Annotated in this window: 14 protein-coding genes; 7 read left to right on the top strand and 7 right to left on the bottom strand. The window is 68.9% G+C overall.

Going from position 1 to position 14,859, the window contains the following annotated elements; genetic code table 11:
• Positions 1–30: 30 nt before the first annotated feature.
• From Q0599_RS20495 to Q0599_RS20510, 4 genes are all read left to right on the top strand, one after another.
• Positions 31–2,349, top strand: a complete 2,319-nt coding sequence (locus Q0599_RS20495; protein WP_298833688.1) for an NADP-dependent malic enzyme — start codon at positions 31–33, stop codon at positions 2,347–2,349.
• A 354-nt stretch (positions 2,350–2,703) separates the two neighbouring features.
• The gene (locus tag Q0599_RS20500; RefSeq protein WP_298834096.1) at positions 2,704–3,036 is read left to right on the top strand and encodes a ribonuclease; all 333 of its coding nucleotides are present in this window, start codon (positions 2,704–2,706) and stop codon (positions 3,034–3,036) included.
• Between the two features lie 38 nt (positions 3,037–3,074).
• Complete coding sequence (locus Q0599_RS20505) at positions 3,075–3,470, top strand: barstar family protein (RefSeq protein WP_298833691.1); 396 nt, start codon at positions 3,075–3,077, stop codon at positions 3,468–3,470.
• 35 nt (positions 3,471–3,505) lie between these two features.
• The gene (locus Q0599_RS20510) at positions 3,506–3,640 is read left to right on the top strand and encodes a hypothetical protein (RefSeq protein WP_298833693.1); all 135 of its coding nucleotides are present in this window, start codon (positions 3,506–3,508) and stop codon (positions 3,638–3,640) included.
• Between the two features lie 49 nt (positions 3,641–3,689).
• Here Q0599_RS20510 and rsmA read toward each other — a convergent pair whose 3' ends face one another.
• The 3 genes from rsmA to Q0599_RS20525 are packed head-to-tail and all read right to left on the bottom strand — an operon-like array spanning position 3,690 to position 8,106.
• On the bottom strand, positions 3,690–4,457 hold the full coding sequence (gene rsmA / locus Q0599_RS20515) for a 16S rRNA (adenine(1518)-N(6)/adenine(1519)-N(6))-dimethyltransferase RsmA (protein ID WP_298833695.1): 768 nt from the start codon (positions 4,455–4,457) through the stop codon (positions 3,690–3,692).
• On the bottom strand, positions 4,458–5,780 hold the full coding sequence (locus tag Q0599_RS20520) for a peptidylprolyl isomerase (RefSeq protein ID WP_298833697.1): 1,323 nt from the start codon (positions 5,778–5,780) through the stop codon (positions 4,458–4,460). It abuts the gene before it with no gap.
• Positions 5,773–8,106 carry an LPS assembly protein LptD gene (locus tag Q0599_RS20525; RefSeq protein WP_298833700.1) on the bottom strand — a complete coding sequence of 778 codons (2,334 nt, stop codon included), beginning with the start codon at positions 8,104–8,106 and terminating at the stop codon, positions 5,773–5,775. The genes Q0599_RS20520 and Q0599_RS20525 overlap by 8 nt, the downstream gene beginning before the upstream one ends.
• A gap of 180 nt (positions 8,107–8,286) precedes the next feature.
• Here Q0599_RS20525 and Q0599_RS20530 point away from each other — a divergent pair, with 180 nt between their 5' ends.
• Entirely contained in the window at positions 8,287–9,351 is a 1,065-nt protein-coding gene (locus tag Q0599_RS20530) for a phosphotransferase (RefSeq protein WP_298833701.1), read from the top strand.
• On the opposite strand, the gene Q0599_RS20535 is transcribed toward Q0599_RS20530, so the two are convergent.
• Positions 9,345–10,295, bottom strand: coding sequence for a LysR family transcriptional regulator (locus Q0599_RS20535; protein ID WP_298833703.1), 951 nt, complete (start codon positions 10,293–10,295; stop codon positions 9,345–9,347). The genes Q0599_RS20530 and Q0599_RS20535 overlap by 7 nt on opposite strands.
• A 136-nt stretch (positions 10,296–10,431) precedes the next feature.
• On the opposite strand from Q0599_RS20535, the gene Q0599_RS20540 reads away from it, so the two are divergent.
• Complete coding sequence (locus Q0599_RS20540) at positions 10,432–10,749, top strand: DUF4148 domain-containing protein (protein ID WP_298833705.1); 318 nt, start codon at positions 10,432–10,434, stop codon at positions 10,747–10,749.
• Positions 10,750–10,848: 99 nt separating this feature from the next.
• Here the strand turns inward: Q0599_RS20540 and Q0599_RS20545 are convergent, their stop codons facing one another.
• Positions 10,849–11,103: a DUF2798 domain-containing protein gene (locus tag Q0599_RS20545; RefSeq protein ID WP_367180977.1), complete on the bottom strand. Its 255-nt coding sequence runs from the start codon at positions 11,101–11,103 to the stop codon at positions 10,849–10,851.
• On the opposite strand from Q0599_RS20545, the gene Q0599_RS20550 reads away from it, so the two are divergent.
• Positions 11,021–12,721: an NAD(P)/FAD-dependent oxidoreductase gene (locus Q0599_RS20550; RefSeq protein ID WP_298833707.1), complete on the top strand. Its 1,701-nt coding sequence runs from the start codon at positions 11,021–11,023 to the stop codon at positions 12,719–12,721. The two genes, Q0599_RS20545 and Q0599_RS20550, sit on opposite strands and share 83 nt — an antisense overlap.
• Here Q0599_RS20550 and fliL read toward each other — a convergent pair.
• Together fliL and Q0599_RS20560 are read right to left on the bottom strand one after the other, a co-directional pair.
• On the bottom strand, positions 12,708–13,184 hold the full coding sequence (gene fliL, locus Q0599_RS20555; protein ID WP_298833709.1) for a flagellar basal body-associated FliL family protein: 477 nt from the start codon (positions 13,182–13,184) through the stop codon (positions 12,708–12,710). The two genes, Q0599_RS20550 and fliL, sit on opposite strands and share 14 nt — an antisense overlap.
• Positions 13,185–13,297: 113 nt before the next feature.
• Entirely contained in the window at positions 13,298–14,773 is a 1,476-nt protein-coding gene (locus tag Q0599_RS20560) for a M20 family metallopeptidase (RefSeq protein WP_298833711.1), read from the bottom strand.
• Positions 14,774–14,859 lie beyond the last annotated feature (86 nt).

Here is a 14,859-nt window from a genome sequence, read left to right on the forward strand (position 1 = left end):
CAAGCCCCGTGACCACCGCGAGACCAGTCCATGTCCAACGCCGACGAGAAGCGCGCGCAGTTGCGGCGCGCCGCCCTGGAGTACCACGAGTTCCCGACACCCGGCAAGGTGGCGATCGCCGCGACCAAGCAGCTCGTCAACCAGCGCGACCTGGCGCTGGCCTACTCGCCCGGCGTGGCCGCTGCGTGCGAGGAGATCGTCGCCGACCCGGCCAACGCCTTCCGCTACACGTCGCGCGGCAACCTGGTCGCCGTCATCACCAACGGCACGGCGGTCCTCGGCCTCGGCGACATCGGGCCTCTGGCCGCCAAGCCGGTGATGGAAGGCAAGGCAGTGCTGTTCAAGAAGTTTGCCGGCATCGACGTGTTCGACATCGAGGTCAACGAGAGGAATCTCGACAAGCTGGTCGACCTCATCGCCGCGCTGGAACCCACCTTCGGCGGCATCAACCTCGAGGACATCAAGGCGCCGGATTGCTTCTACGTCGAGCGCCAGCTGCGCGATCGCATGAAGATACCGGTCTTCCACGATGACCAGCATGGCACGGCCATCGTCGTCGGCGCGGCGATGCTCAACGGCTTGAAGGTCTCCGGCAAGGACATCCGCAAGGTCAAGCTCGTCTCGTCCGGCGCCGGTGCTGCGGCGCTGGCCTGTCTGGGCCTGCTCGTCAAGCTCGGCCTGCCGCGCGAAAACATCTGGGTCACCGACCTCGCCGGCGTGGTCTACGAGGGCCGCACCGAACTGATGGACGAGGACAAGGCGCAGTTCGCGCAGAAGACGTCGCATCGCACGCTGGCCGAAGTCATCGAGGGCGCGGACATCTTCCTCGGACTCTCCGCCGGCGGCGTGCTGAAGAAGGAAATGGTCGCGAAGATGGCCAAGAGCCCGGTCATCTTCGCGTTGGCCAACCCCACCCCGGAGATCCTCCCCGAGGAGGTCAAGTCGGTGCGCGACGACGCAATCATCGCCACCGGCCGCACCGACTACCCGAACCAGGTCAACAACGTCCTGTGTTTCCCGTACATCTTCCGCGGCGCGCTCGACTGCGGCGCGACCACCGTGACGGTCGAAATGGAGATCGCCGCGGTGCATGCCATCGCCGAGCTCGCGCAGGCCGAGCAGAGCGAGGTGGTGGCGGCTGCCTACGCCGGTGCCACGCTGAGCTTCGGTCCCGAGTACCTGATCCCCAAGCCCTTCGACCCGCGGCTGATGATGAAGATCGCGCCGGCCGTGGCCAAGGCGGCGGCCGATTCCGGCGTGGCGCTGCGTCCGATCCAGGACTTCGACGCCTATCGAGACAAACTGCAGACCTTCGTCTACGCCTCCGGCCAGACGATGAAGCCGATCTTCGCGCTGGCCAAGCGCGCCGCGACGAAGCGCGTCGCCTACGCCGAGGGCGAGGACGAACGCGTGCTGCGCGCAGTCCAGGTGGTCGTCGACGAGGGTCTCGCACGACCGACGCTGATCGGCCGTCCGGCGGTGATCGCACAGCGTGTCGAGCGCTTCGGCCTGCGCCTCAAGGAAGGCGTGGACTACGACGTCGTCAACGTCGAGCAGGACCACCGCTACCGCGATTTCTGGCAGACCTACCACCAGATGACCGAGCGCAAGGGCGTGACGGTGCAGGTGGCGAAGATCGAGATGCGCCGCCGGTTGACGCTGATCGGCTCGATGCTGCTGCACAAGGGCGAGGTGGACGGCATGCTGTGCGGCACCTGGGGCACCACCGCCGCGCACCTCTTCTACATCGACCAGGTGATCGGCAAGCGCCATGGCGGCAGTCCGACCACCGAGCAGGACGTGCGCGTCTACGCCTGCATGAACGGCCTGATGCTGCCGGGCCGCCAGGTCTTCCTCGTCGACACACACGTCAACGCCGACCCGAGCGCCGAAGAGTTGTGCGAGATCACCGTGATGGCCGCCGAGGAGATGCTGCGCTTCGGCGTCGAGCCCAAGGCCGCCCTGCTGTCGCATTCCAACTTCGGCACCAGCGACCATGCCAGCGCGGTGAAGATGCGCCGTACGCTGGCGCTGCTGCGCGAGCAGGCGCCATGGCTGGAAGTCGACGGCGAGATGCACGGCGACGTGGCCCTGGACGGCGCGCTGCGCCATGCGCTGATGCCGGGCAGCACCCTCAAAGGCGACGCCAACCTGCTGGTGCTGCCCAACATCGACGCCGCCAACATCTCGTACAACCTGCTCAAGACTGCTGCCGGCGGCGGCATTGCGATCGGGCCGGTGTTGCTCGGCGCGGCCAAGCCGGTGCACGTGCTGACGCCTTCGGCGACGGTCAGACGCATCGTGAACATGACGGCGTTGACGGTCGCTGATGCCAATGCCGCGCGGTGACACGAAACGGACATGCAGCACGATTGAACGTCCAGAGGGATCGCAAGAGCACCACCGTCGCGCGGGGGCTTTGCTGCAGCGCACAGTGCCCTTGATGGCGATCATCCCCGCCCCAGAAAGGCGGCAAGATCTACATATTCAAGGCAGAAAAAAGACAGCAAGCGCACACTGACATCAATCTCTGCCTGCCCCATTATGAGGCAGCAGCTTGAGATTTCCCGCCCGTTTCGGTACCATTCCGCCTTCTGGATTCAGGGATTACCCGTGTCTTCCTCCGGTCGGTCACTGCGGTGGCAAGGGCTTCGCCGAGCAGGCTGGGCCCTCGTGGTGGTGGCGGCGAGTCTGGCCGGTGCAATGCTTCCGAATGAAGCAGCACGGGCCCGGGAAGTGGCTTCGACTCCGGTCGTGACGCTTGCCGAATTGCCGCCCGAGGCCGTGAAGACGCATCGGTTGATCCTGTCCGGCGGGCCGTTTCCGTATTCGAAGGACGGCTCGGTGTTCGGTAACCGCGAGCGACTGCTGCCGGTGCACCCGCGCGGCTTCTATCGCGAATACACGGTCAAGACACCGGGTGCCAGGAATCGGGGGGCCCGGCGCATCGTGTGCGGTGGGGATCAACCCGCCGTACCGGAGGCCTGCTACTACACCGCCGACCACTACGCGAGCTTCCGCCGCATCGCGCAGTGAACGGCAACGCGATTTGTGAAACGAGGAGGAACGAGACCATGCTCTTGCAGACCGTCCGTCCGAACATTGTCCAAGCCATCCGCGCCTATCGCGTGGAGGATCTGATGTCGGCCGCCGAGGGTGCCGGCCAGCACTTCCTCTACGCGAACCTGACCAACGCGCAGTCCAAGCAGGAAGTGCTGGAGACCATCGCGCAGGCGTTCATGTTCCCCGCCCACTTCGGCAAGAACCTCGACGCGCTGTACGACTGCATGACCGACCTGGTCCACAAGGCGGGTACGCAGCCGGGCTTCGTGGTGGTGCTCGAGCAACTGCCCGACAACCCGCGCTTCGACCGCGAGGCCCGCGAGCAGTTGCTCGACGTGTTCCGCGACGCCGCCGACTACTGGGGCGAACGACGAATACCATTCAGGTGCTTCTATTCTTTTCAGTAGCCCGCTCCCAGGAACAAGGGTCATGGGAGCGGGCGATGGAAACGACCCAGAACGTCGCCGACAAGCCGGCCAAACCGGCTGCGAAGAACGCCGCCAATGCGAACTTCGGCATGAACATGCCGATGATGAGCAGCGCGTTCGACACGGCCATGTGGCTGAACGCCGCCTGAGCAGGCCACGGCATTGACGAGAGGGACGGCGGCCTGCGGGCCGCCGTCGTCATTTGGGCGCGCCGCAGGCGGCGGCCAGCGCCAGGTACTGCGCCACTGGCACCTCTTCCGCGCGCCGCTGCAGGTCGAAGCCGACGTCGCTGCCACGCGACTCGAGCCAGCGGCCGAGGGTGTGCCGCAGCAGCTTGCGCCGCTGCGAAAACGCCACTGTCACCAATTCGCCGAGCAGTGCCGCATCCACGGTCGCCGCGCCCGGCAGCGGCTGCATGCGCACCACCGCCGAGTCCACCCGCGGCGGCGGCTCGAAAGCCTGCGGCGGCACGTCCAGCAGGGGCTCGATGTCGTAGCGCCACTGCAGCATCACGCTCAGCCGTCCGTAGTCCTTGTTTCCCGGGCTGGCGGCCATGCGCTCGACCACTTCCTTCTGCAGCATGAAGGTCTGGTCGACCACGCGCTCGGCCGCGCCGAGCAGATGGAAGAGGATGGGCGTGGAGATGTTGTAGGGCAGGTTGCCGACGATGCGCAGCTTTCGCCCGAGCTGCTGCGAAAGCGCCGCGAAGTCCACCGTCAGCACGTCGGCCTCGATCACCTCCAGCCGCACATCGCGCCGCAGCCGCGCCGCGAGGTCGCGGTCGAGCTCGATCACCGTGAGCCGCTCGCAGCGCGCCAGCAGCGGGCCGGTCATGGCTCCGAGGCCGGGGCCGATCTCCACCAGTGCCTCGCCGGGCTTCGGATCGATCGCCGCGACGATCGCGTCGATGACGGCGCCGTCGGTGAGGAAATGCTGCCCGAAGCGCTTGCGGGCGACGTGGCGCATCTACAGCGGCGCTTCGCGCATCTCGATGTAGGCGCGCGCACGCAGCTCGCGCAGCCACTCGGTATAGGCCTCGTCGAACTTCTGCTCGCGCAGCACGTTGCGCGCCTGCTCGCGCTGCTGCCGGACGTCCAGCGACACCGAACGGCGCTCGATCACCTGGAGCAGATGCACGCCGAAGCGCGACACCACCGGATCGGACAGGCCGTTGAGCGGCAGGCGGTTCATCGCCTCCTCGAATTCGGGCACGAAGGTGCCGGCGTTGGCCCAGCCGAGGTCGCCGCCCAGGGAGGCGCTGCCATCCTCCGAGTTCTCGCGGGCGAGCGCCTCGAAGGTCGCGCGGCCGCTCTCGATCTGCTGCTTGAAGCCGACCAGGCGACGCTGCGCGGCCTCGACCGACAGCTGCGCCGAGGGGCGCAGCAGGATGTGGCGCGCCCGTGTCTGCGTGATGCGGAAGGCGTCACCCTCGCGCTTCTCGACCAGCTTGAGCACGTGGAAGCCTGCGCCGGTGCGCAGCAGATCGGGCGCCACCTCGCCCGGCTTGAGAGGGCGCACCACCTCGACGAAGACATCGGGCAGGCGCTCGGCGCTGCGCAGGCCGATGACACCACCTGCGGCACGGTTGGCATCCTCCGACAGCTCCCGGGCCACTGCCTCGAAGGCCTCGCCGTCCACCACGCGCTTGCGCGCCACCTCGGCACGCTCGCGCCTGCGAGCCGTCTCCTCCGGGCCGGCGCCCTCCGGCACGGTGACCAGGATCTGCGCGATGTTGTACTCGGCCACCGCGCTGGCTGCTGCACGGCGCTGGTCGAGCCAAGCATCGATCTCGGCGTCGGTGACGCGGATTCGTCCCTGCACCTCCCGCTCGCGCACGCGCTCGGTGAGCAGTTGGTCACGCACGTTGTTGCGGAAGCGCAGGTAGTCGATGCCGTCGCGGCGCAGCCGCTCGCGCAGCTGCGCCATGGTGATCTGGTTCTGCAGCGCCACGTTGTTGACGGCGCGGTCGAGTTCGACCTCGTCGATGCGCTGGCCACTGTCGCGCGCGTGGGTGAGCTGGACGCGCTCGTCGATCAGCAGGTCCAGCACTTCACGGCGCAATTGGTCGTCCGGGGGCAGCGAAGCGCGCTGGCGCGCCGCATCCTCGCGCACGCGCCTGATGCGGTTCTGCAGCTCGGAGGCCGTCACCAGTTCCTGGTTGACGATGGCGACGATGTAGTCGCCGGTGCGCACGGGGGCGGGACGTGCCTGCGCATGCGTCGCGGGAGCCGCGGCGGCGAGCAGGAGGGCCAGCAGCAGGGGCCGCAGGGCGATCAGGGCATCAGTCATAGGGTCTTATCACGGTAGGCGTGTTGCGCTCGTCGCGCAGCAGCCGGTAACCGGGGATATTGTCCTTCAAGACCTGCAGCGGGTTGGAGCCGAGCCGCGACAGGCCCACCAGCTCGAGCTGCAGCAGCAATCGCGTGGTCGCCTCGCTGCGGCCGGTGGACAGCCGCTCGGCGACGACACGCCCGATCCAGCAGCCCGCGTCGTATTCCAGGCCGAGCACCGAATCGGTGATGCGGCTGTCGCGCATGCTGTAGTTGATGCGGCCGACGCTGTACCAGCTTCCCTTGCAGCCGCCGGCAGTCGACCCCGATGCCGCCGCCTCCAGCGGCGTGCGCCCGTAGATCGGCCACTGCCAGCCGAGCTCGACCTGTTCGCTCAGCCCGCGCGCCAGGCGGTAGGTCATGCCGAAGGTGCGGTAGGGTCCGGGCGAGTAGCGGGCACCGAGGATGGACCGCACCGCGCGCTCCAGGTCGGGGCTGTACTGAATCGATCCGTCCAGCGCCCAGCGCCGCGACAGCGTGGTCGAGCCGAGCAGCAACAGGTCGGAGAAGCGCTGCGTCAGCGGCGTGCACTCGGGAGCGGCCAGCGGGTCGGCCGAGGCCGTGCATTCGGCGGTGACGCGCTGGTCGCGGAACAGGTAGCGCTGCACCACGCCGAGCCGCAGCGCTTCGGCGCCGGTGTCCGGGTCGAGGAACCGCGTCGTCACGCCGGCGGTGAGCTGGTGACTGTCGGACACGCGGTCGACGCCCGAGAAGGCATTCTCGGCGTACAGCGACTCGAAGTTGAAGTCGCGCGGCGCTGCGTCGAAGGCCAGCCGCGCGTCCTGCGCCCGGTACGGCGTGTTCACGTACATCAGCCGCGGCTCCAGCGTCTGCCGCACCTCGCGGCCGAACCAGCTGGCGTCGCGCTCGAGCTGCCAGTGGCTGTCGACGCTGAAGGTCGGGATCACCCGCGAGAGGCCGCGCTCCCCGCCCAGCGGCTCGTCCAGCGAATAGGCCGCGGCATTCAGCGAGACGCGCGGCGTCACCGTCCAGCCCGGTGCGGCGAAGGGCCTTGCCACGCTGCCCAGCGCGTGCCAGCGCAGGCCCACCGGCCGCGCCGAGGCGAGCGGGTCGGCGCGGCCGTCGGCGGGCTCGGCGAAACGGTTCAGCTCGGTCTCGAGGTTGAACTCGAAGCCGTCCGCGAGGCGCTGTATGCCGCGCAGGCCGACCTGCGGCGCGCGGTCGTACGGTGCCTCGATGCGACTGGCGGTGTCCTGCAGGATCTGCCAGCGGTGCACGCGCGCATAGCTCGTCCAGTCGCCGAAGTCGCGCCTTGCCGTGAGGTCGGCCAGCAGCAGGCGCGGTGTGATGCTGGGCACCGCACGCGGGAAGTCCTTCCAGTAGGCGTCGTCCGAAACGCGCAAGCCATCGAGCGTCAGGCCCGCGCCCAGCGGCAGCGCGGCCTCGTGCTGGAGGCCGATCGCCCAGCGCGAGCGGCCGGTCAGCCGGTCATTGGGCAGCAAGTGAAGGTTGGCCTTGCCCTGGTAGCGGCTCTCGAGATAGCGGAACTCGGCTTCGCCGCCGAAGCCGCGCTTGGCCGACGCCATCGGCGTGAACGTCGCATCGCGGTTGGGCGCGATGTTCCAGTACCAGGGGATGGAGACCTGCAGGCCGCTCTTGCTGTCGAGGTTGATGCTGGGCGGCAGCCAGCCGGACTTGCGTTCGTCGGTGAGCGGGAAGCTCAGCACCGGCGCGCCGAGGATGGGCACGCCGTAGAAGCGCAGCACGGCGTTCTCGGCGATGCCTTCGTTGGCCTCCAAGTCCATCTTCACGCGATCGGTGGAGAGCAGCCACGCCGGGCCGCCGCTTCCATCGCTCGGGCAGCTCGTGTAGGTGGCGCCGCTGGCGACGGCGCGCTGCTCGTCGAGGAAGTCGATGCGTTTGGCGGTGCCGCCGGCGCCGGTTCGGCCGAAGAAGTAGGTCGGTTCCAGGAAGAAGCCCTCGAAGCGCTGCACGTGCAGTTGCAGCTCCGGGCCGCTGTAGACATTGCCGTCACGGCTGATGCGCACGCCGCCGCGCGCCAGCGCGAGGTCTTCCGGGTGGTCGTAGCTGAGACGATCGGCACGGATGACGAGCCCGCCGCGGCGGAATTCGGCATCACCCTCGGCGACGGTCTCCAGATCGGGCCGGCCGCGCAACTCGCGGGCGCGCAGGATGATCGGCAGCGTCTTCGTGCCCTCGCCGCGCGGCAGCGGCTTCAGTTCCGACTCGAGCCTGAGCTCGAGCGAGGGTTCGCCGCCCTCCTGCGCGCGCAACACGCCGTGCGCTGCCAGCGCCAGGGCCAAGGGCGCGAGACGCCATCCGCGGGGCAGGGTCGAACGTCGAGAGCGGGGCACGTGCAGCAAGGGCAGCGGGGCACCGTGCAGCGTCGTCGGCGCGCCCTTGTCGAGAGCGAGCGCGTCCGCGGGACGGCGGGGGTGGTTTGTAGAATCGATTATCCACGAGGCCCAGCGGGCCGCATCGCCTTGACCTCCACGACCTCCCCTGCTGCCATCACCTGGGCTGACGAGTCGCGACGGGCCGCGTTCGAACGCTGGCTCGCCGACGTCCGCACGCGCCATCCGCTCGATCCGGCCACGCTTCGCAGCGCCTCCAGCGACGCGAGCTTCCGTCGCTACTTCCGCATCGACGCAGCTTCCGGCACGAGCTTCGTCATCATGGACGCGCCGCCGCCGCAGGAGGACGTGCGCCCCTTCGTCGCGGTGGCCGAGCTGTTGCACGGCGCCGGCCTGAACGCGCCGCGCGTGATCGAGCAGGACGCGGCGCAGGGCTTCCTGCTGCTCAGCGATCTCGGCTCGCGGCTGTACCTGACGGAGCTGCACGAGGCGGTGGCGTGCGGCGCCACGCAGACCGTCGACTTGCTGATGCGCGAGGCCATCGCCGCGCTGGTGCAATGGCAGTCGCGCGCCGACGCCAGTGGCCTGCCACCGTACGACGACGCCTTGCTGCGCCGCGAGCTCGCGCTCTTCCCCGACTGGTGCGTGACGCGCGAGTTCGGGATCGCCTGGACGCCCGCCCAGCAGCAGCAGTGGCAGGCCAGCTGTGACCTGCTCGTGCGCAGCGCGCTGGCCCAGCCCACGGTCGCCGTGCACCGCGACTACATGCCGCGAAATCTGATGCTGTCCGAACCCAACCCGGGCATCCTCGACTTCCAGGACGCGGTGCGCGGACCGATCAGCTACGACGTGGCCTCGCTGCTGCGCGATGCCTTCATCTCCTGGGAAGAAGAGCGGGAGATCGACTGGGCAGTGCGCTACTGGCAGTCAGCGCGCCAGGCCGGCCTGCCCGTCGAACACGACTTCGGCGAGTTCTGGCGCCAGCTCGAATGGATGGGCCTGCAGCGGCACCTCAAGGTGCTGGGCATCTTCTGCCGCCTGAAGCACCGTGACGCCAAGCCGAAGTACAGCGAGGACCTGCCGCGCTTCTTCGCCTACGCCCACAGGGTGACAACGCGCTACAACGGCCTGGGGCCGCTGGCGCGGCTGCTGGAGCCGTTGATGGGCACCCAGCGGGTCGACGCCTACTACTGAGCGTCCCGGGGCGAGCGAGTTTCACAACCCGCCGCCGTCAGCCACGGGTCGCGGTCCTCGCCGCCGAACACCGTCACGAGGAAGTCGACGAAGGCGCGCGTGCGCGCCGGCACGTGCTTGCGCGTGGGCATGGCGGCATAGAGGGCGGCGTCGAACAGCCGCCACTCGGGCAGCACACGCTCGAGCGCATGTTCGAGCAGTGCATCCTCGGCCACGAAGGACGGCAGGCCGGCAATGCCCAGGCCATGCAGCGCGGCGGCGTAGAGCATGTCGATGTGGGTGGTGCCCAATAGCGGCCGCGCAGCGGCGAGCGAACAGGTCTCGCCGGAGGGCTCGTCGTCGCCGTAGGCGCCGCGCACGAAGGTGACCTCGCGCAGGAAGGTCGGCAGCATCGCGTCGTGCTTCGCCAGTTCGGACGGATGCTGCGGCCGCCCGCGGCGGTCCAGGTAGTCGGGCGATGCGCAGGCGATCACCTCGCTGCGCGCAAGGCGCCGTGCCACGAAGTCGCCGTCCAACGGCCGGCGCGCCACCGAGATGATGCTCACGTCGAAGTTCTCGTCCACCGTCTCCACCGGGCCCGGCGCGGCGAGCTCGATCGTCACCTTCGGGTACTGCGCGTGGAACGCGCTCAGGTGTTTCGCCAACTGGTGAACGGCGAAGGCCGGGGGCGCGATCACGCGCAGGTGGCCACGCGGCTCGCTGCTGGCCGAGCTGGCCAGCGCTTCGGCCTCTTCAACGTCGGTGAGGATGCCGCGCACGCGCTCGAGGTAGAGCTCGCCGATGTCGGTGAGTGCGAGCCGCCGGGTCGTACGGTTGATCAGGCGTGCGCCGAGGTGCTCCTCGAGGTCGGCGACCAGGCGGGTGACCACCGCGGGCGAAAGGTTGAGCTCGCGCGCCGCGCCCGCGAAGCTGCCCACGTCGATGACCCGGGCGAAGACTCGCATGGAGTGAAGTCGGTCCATTTCAAGCCTGAGATTGTTTCGTCATCAGCAATGCCGTGTTTGATGTTATGCGGTTTATTGATCGATTGGCAATGCCTACAGTTCACTTCACCGATCCAAACATTGAAAGGACCCGATCGTGAACACCAAGCAACTCTTCGCTGCCGCCGCCTTCGCCGTGCTCGGCACGTCCGCCTTCGCCGTCGAGGCCGAGCAGATCGCCGCCCCCGCAGGCCAGCTGACGCGCGCCGAGGTGCAGGCCGAGTTCGCCCGCGCACGCGCCACCGGCGAGCTGGCCTACGCCAACGAAAGCTACGGCGGCATCAAGCAGCAAGTCTTCGCGGCCCGCGGCAGCGCCATCGAGCGCGCCGCCAGCCGCAGCCGCGATGAAGTGCGCGAAGAAGCGCGTGCCGCGAGCCGCAGCGCCGCGCTCAACCAGAACTACGTCGGCAGCTGACCCGGCGTTCGTCGCCTTCTCGACAAGGCCGCCCGCGGGCGGCCTTTGTCATGCGGGGACGGGCCAGGGTTGCGCCAGCCGGCCATGTCCCCGGCCGACTCATTCGCGCTCGAGGACACCTTCAACGGCGTGGCGAGCCAAGGGAGCGACGGCGAGCGCGACCGGGAGTGCGACGAGCCAGGCGGTCAGCCAAGCGCTGGTCCACAACTCGGCGAACTGGGCGCCGGGCCCAACGGCATGAGACGGATGCGCGGGCCGACAATACGCCGCCATGCTGCGAATCACCGAACTGCGCCTGCCGCTGAACCATGACGAGCCCGCGCTGCGCCAGGCGGCGCTTGCGCGGCTGCGCATCGACGACACGGCGCTGCGGCGCGTCGCGGTGTTCCGCCGCGGTTACGACGCGCGCCGCCGCAGCGACATCGTGCTCGTCTACACGCTCGATTGCGAGGTCGACGACGAGGCCGCAGTGCTCGCAGGTCATGCCGGCGACCCGCATGTGCGCATCACGCCCGACACGAGCTATCGTTTCGCCGCACACGCGCCGGCCGACTTCGCCGCGACTCAGGGGCGGCGGCCGCTCGTCGTCGGTTTCGGTCCCTGCGGCCTGTTCGCCTCGCTGATCCTGGCGCAGATGGGCCTGCGGCCGATCGTGCTCGAACGCGGCAAGGCGGTGCGCGAGCGCACCCATGACACCTGGGGGCTGTGGAGGCGGCGCGAGCTCAACCCGGAGTCGAACGTGCAGTTCGGCGAAGGCGGCGCCGGCACCTTCTCCGACGGCAAGCTGTGGAGCCAGATCAGCGACCCGCGCCACCTCACGCGAAAGGTGCTCACCGAGTTTGTCAAGGCCGGCGCGCCCGAAGAGATCCTCTACGTCAGCAAGCCGCACATCGGCACCTTCCGGCTCGTCGGCATGATCGAGAAGATGCGCGCCGAGATCGAGTCGCTCGGCGGCGAGATCCGCTTCAAGAGCCATGTCACCGACCTGCACATCGAAGGGGGTCAGGTGCGCGGCGTGGCGCTGGAGGATGGCACGCAGCTCGACGCGGACCACGTCGTGCTCGCGCTCGGTCACAGCGCGCGCGACACCTTCGCGATGCTCCATGCGCGCGGCGTGTTCATGGAGCCCAAGCCCTTCTCGGTGGGATTTCGCATCGAGCACCCGCAGTCGATCATCGACCGCGCGCGCTTCGGGCCGAACGCCGGCCACCCGCTGCTCGGCGCGGCCGACTACAAGCTGGTGCACCACGCCGGCAACGGCCGATCGGTCTACAGCTTCTGCATGTGCCCGGGCGGCACGGTGGTGGCGGCGACGTCGGAGCCGGGCCGCGTGGTCACCAACGGCATGAGCCAGTACTCGCGCAACGAACGCAATGCAAACGCCGGCATCGTCGTCGGCATCGCGCCGCAGGACTACCGCCAGGACGGGCGCAGCGACGGCCCGGTCAACCCGCTGGACGGCATCGCCTTCCAGCGAGCGCTGGAGTCGCGCGCCTACGAGCTCGGAGGCGCGAACTACGACGCGCCGGGGCAGCGCCTCGCAGACTTCCTCGCCGGACGGCCCTCGCGCGCGTTCGAGTCGGTGCAGCCTTCCTACCGGCCTGGCGTGCGGCCGACGGACCTCGGCGAACCCGGACGCGAGAGCCTGCCGGTCTACGCGATCGAGGCGATCCGCGAGGCCCTGCCCGCCTTCGAGCGGCAGATCCGCGGCTTCGCGATGCCCGACGCGGTGCTCACCGGCGTGGAGACACGCACCTCGTCGCCGCTGCGCATCACGCGCGGGCGCGACTGGCAAAGCCTGAACGTGAAGGGTCTCTATCCGGCCGGCGAGGGCGCCGGTTATGCGGGCGGCATCATGTCCGCCGGCGTCGACGGCATCGAGGTGGCCGAAGCCGTGGGTCGCGCCCTGCTGGGCCTGGCGCCGGTCGAGCGCAGTTCGGCCACTCGCACGACGAACTTCACTGGGGCTTGACCAGCAGGTCCTGGATCGCCACCGCCCTCACCGCCGGCTCCGGCTCCTCGCTGCCAAGGTAGGCATTGAGCCGGTCGCGCATGTCCTCGGCCAGGCTCGGGATGCCTTGCGGAGAGCCGATTTGCTCGCGTGTCTGCTGGGCGATGCTGACTTCCAGCACCAGGCCGACCTGCTGCACGTTGCGCTGGATGCTGGACTTGGCCGAGCTGCTCGGCACGTCCAACGCCACGCGGGCCTTCACCACAGTCCCGTCGATGGTGGTGGCGCGGACCTGCGGCAGCGCCACCCACTCCGGGACGGCCCGGGTCGGCTCCGGCTCGGACCATGGCAGCTCGATCCAGGACATGCCCAACGACACGCCCACCGGCACGCAGATCAGCGCCGCCACGACGGCCGCCACCATCAGGTTGCGCCGGCTGTCGGCGACGGGAGAAGCGAGATCGGAAGTCGAAGGAGCAGCCATCGGCAGCAAGCGGTGACGCGGAACCCCGATTAGAGGGTCCCCGCCGCCTGCGTGGCCGGTTGATCAGCACACCGAAAGCGGGCCAGTTGTGGCGGGTGCCACGAAACCCGCGACTACGGGCAGGCCGCCATCACTTGTGCCACCGCCGCCGTCAGCTTCTTGCCGTACGGCACGTGCAGGAACTCGTTGGGGCCGTGCGCGTTGCTCTTCGGGCCGAGCACGCCGCAGACCATCATCTGCGCCTTCGGGAAGCCCTGCTGCAGCATGCTCATCAACGGGATCGTGCCGCCCTGGCCGATGTAGCCGCACGCTTCGCCGAAGTGCGCGCTCGACGCTGCGTTCAGCGCCTCTTCCAGCCAGGGCGCCAGCGTCGGCGCATTCCAGCCGCTGGCGCCTTGCGCGCCGACGCGGCCATCGGCCGCGAAGGTGACCTTGGCGTTGTAGGGCGCGTTGTCCTCGAGCAGCGTCTTCAGCTCGGCGGCGGCGCGGTTGCCGTCGACCAGCGGCGGCAGGCGCAGCGACAGCTTGAACGCGGTGTAGGGGCGCAGCACGTTGCCGGCGTTCTTCAGCTCGGGGAAGCCATCGGCACCGGTCACGCTGAGCGTCGGTTTCCAGGTGCGGTTGAGCAGCGCCTGCGTCGGGTCGGTGGTGGTCGGCAGGGTGGGGCCGCCGTCGGCACCGCAGGCCCAGGGGAAGCGCTTCCACACCTCGTCACCGAGGATGGCCGCGGTGGCACGCGCCTGCTCGATGCGCTCCGCCGGGATCTGGCAGTGGAAAGCTTCGGGCAGCAGGTTTCCGGTCTTCGCGTCCTCCAGCCGGTCGAGCACCTGGCGCAGGATGCGGAAGCTCGACGGCACCAGTCCACTCGAATCGCCCGAGTGCACGCCCTCGGTGAGGATCTCCACCTTCAGCGTGCCGGTGACGTTGCCACGCAGGCTGGTGGTGAGCCAGAGCTGGTCGTAGTTGCCGGCGCCGCTGTCCAGGCAGACGACGAGTGCAACGTTGCCCAGCCGCGGCGTCAGCACGTCGATGTAGGCCGGCAGGTCGAAGGAGCCGCTCTCTTCGCAACTCTCGATGATGCCGACGCAGCGTGGCCGGGGGATGCCTTGCCGGTCGAGCGCCTCGATCGCGGTGATCGAGGCGTAGATCGCATAGCCATCGTCGGCGCCGCCGCGGCCGTAGAGCAGGCCGTTCTCGTATTTCGGCGTCCACGGCCCGAGGTCGTTGCGCCAGCCGTTGAACTCGGGCTGCTTGTCGAGGTGACCGTACAGACAGATGGTGTCGGTGCTGGCGGACTTGGTCGCCGGCACCTCGAAGAAGATCACCGGCGTGCGGCCGGGCAGGCGCACCACCTCCAGCGTCAGGCCAGCGATCTTGCGCCCCTCGACCCAGGCCGCGGCGTCGCGCACCACGCGCTCGAGGTGCCCGTTCTTCTCCCAGTCGGCGTCGAACATCGGGCTCTTCGCGGGGATGGCGATGTAGTCGGTCAGCGCCGGGACGATCTGCTCGTCCCAGACCCGCGCGGCAAAGGCGCCGATCGCGGTGATTTCGTCGCTCTGCAAGGGCTGCAGCGGATCTCGTGCATTCATACCGACGCTCCGGTCCTTCGGTTGTGGGGGTGTCGACTCGGGGAGGGGTGACTTGGTCAGAATGTTGTCACAGGTAAGTCACCCAC

The sequence above is a fragment of the uncultured Piscinibacter sp. genome (assembly GCF_937952055.1).
GTDB lineage: Bacteria > Pseudomonadota > Gammaproteobacteria > Burkholderiales > Burkholderiaceae_C > Piscinibacter.

Bases quoted from the DNA above. Each gene is read 5' to 3' on its own strand.
- Q0599_RS20495 (WP_298833688.1), top strand. From the start codon at position 31: ATGTCCAACGCCGACGAGAAGCGCGCGCAGTTGCGGCGCGCCGCCCTG.
- Q0599_RS20500 (WP_298834096.1), top strand. From the start codon at position 2,704: ATGCTTCCGAATGAAGCAGCACGGGCCCGGGAAGTGGCTTCGACTCCG.
- Q0599_RS20505 (WP_298833691.1), top strand. From the start codon at position 3,075: ATGCTCTTGCAGACCGTCCGTCCGAACATTGTCCAAGCCATCCGCGCC.
- Q0599_RS20510 (WP_298833693.1), top strand. From the start codon at position 3,506: ATGGAAACGACCCAGAACGTCGCCGACAAGCCGGCCAAACCGGCTGCG.
- rsmA (WP_298833695.1), bottom strand. From the start codon at position 4,457: ATGCGCCACGTCGCCCGCAAGCGCTTCGGGCAGCATTTCCTCACCGAC.
- Q0599_RS20520 (WP_298833697.1), bottom strand. From the start codon at position 5,780: ATGACTGATGCCCTGATCGCCCTGCGGCCCCTGCTGCTGGCCCTCCTG.
- Q0599_RS20535 (WP_298833703.1), bottom strand. From the start codon at position 10,295: ATGCGAGTCTTCGCCCGGGTCATCGACGTGGGCAGCTTCGCGGGCGCG.
- Q0599_RS20550 (WP_298833707.1), top strand. From the start codon at position 11,021: ATGCTGCGAATCACCGAACTGCGCCTGCCGCTGAACCATGACGAGCCC.
- Q0599_RS20545 (WP_367180977.1), bottom strand. From the start codon at position 11,103: ATGCGCAGCCGCGCAAGCGCCGCCTGGCGCAGCGCGGGCTCGTCATGG.
- fliL (WP_298833709.1), bottom strand. From the start codon at position 13,184: ATGGCTGCTCCTTCGACTTCCGATCTCGCTTCTCCCGTCGCCGACAGC.
- Q0599_RS20560 (WP_298833711.1), bottom strand. From the start codon at position 14,773: ATGAATGCACGAGATCCGCTGCAGCCCTTGCAGAGCGACGAAATCACC.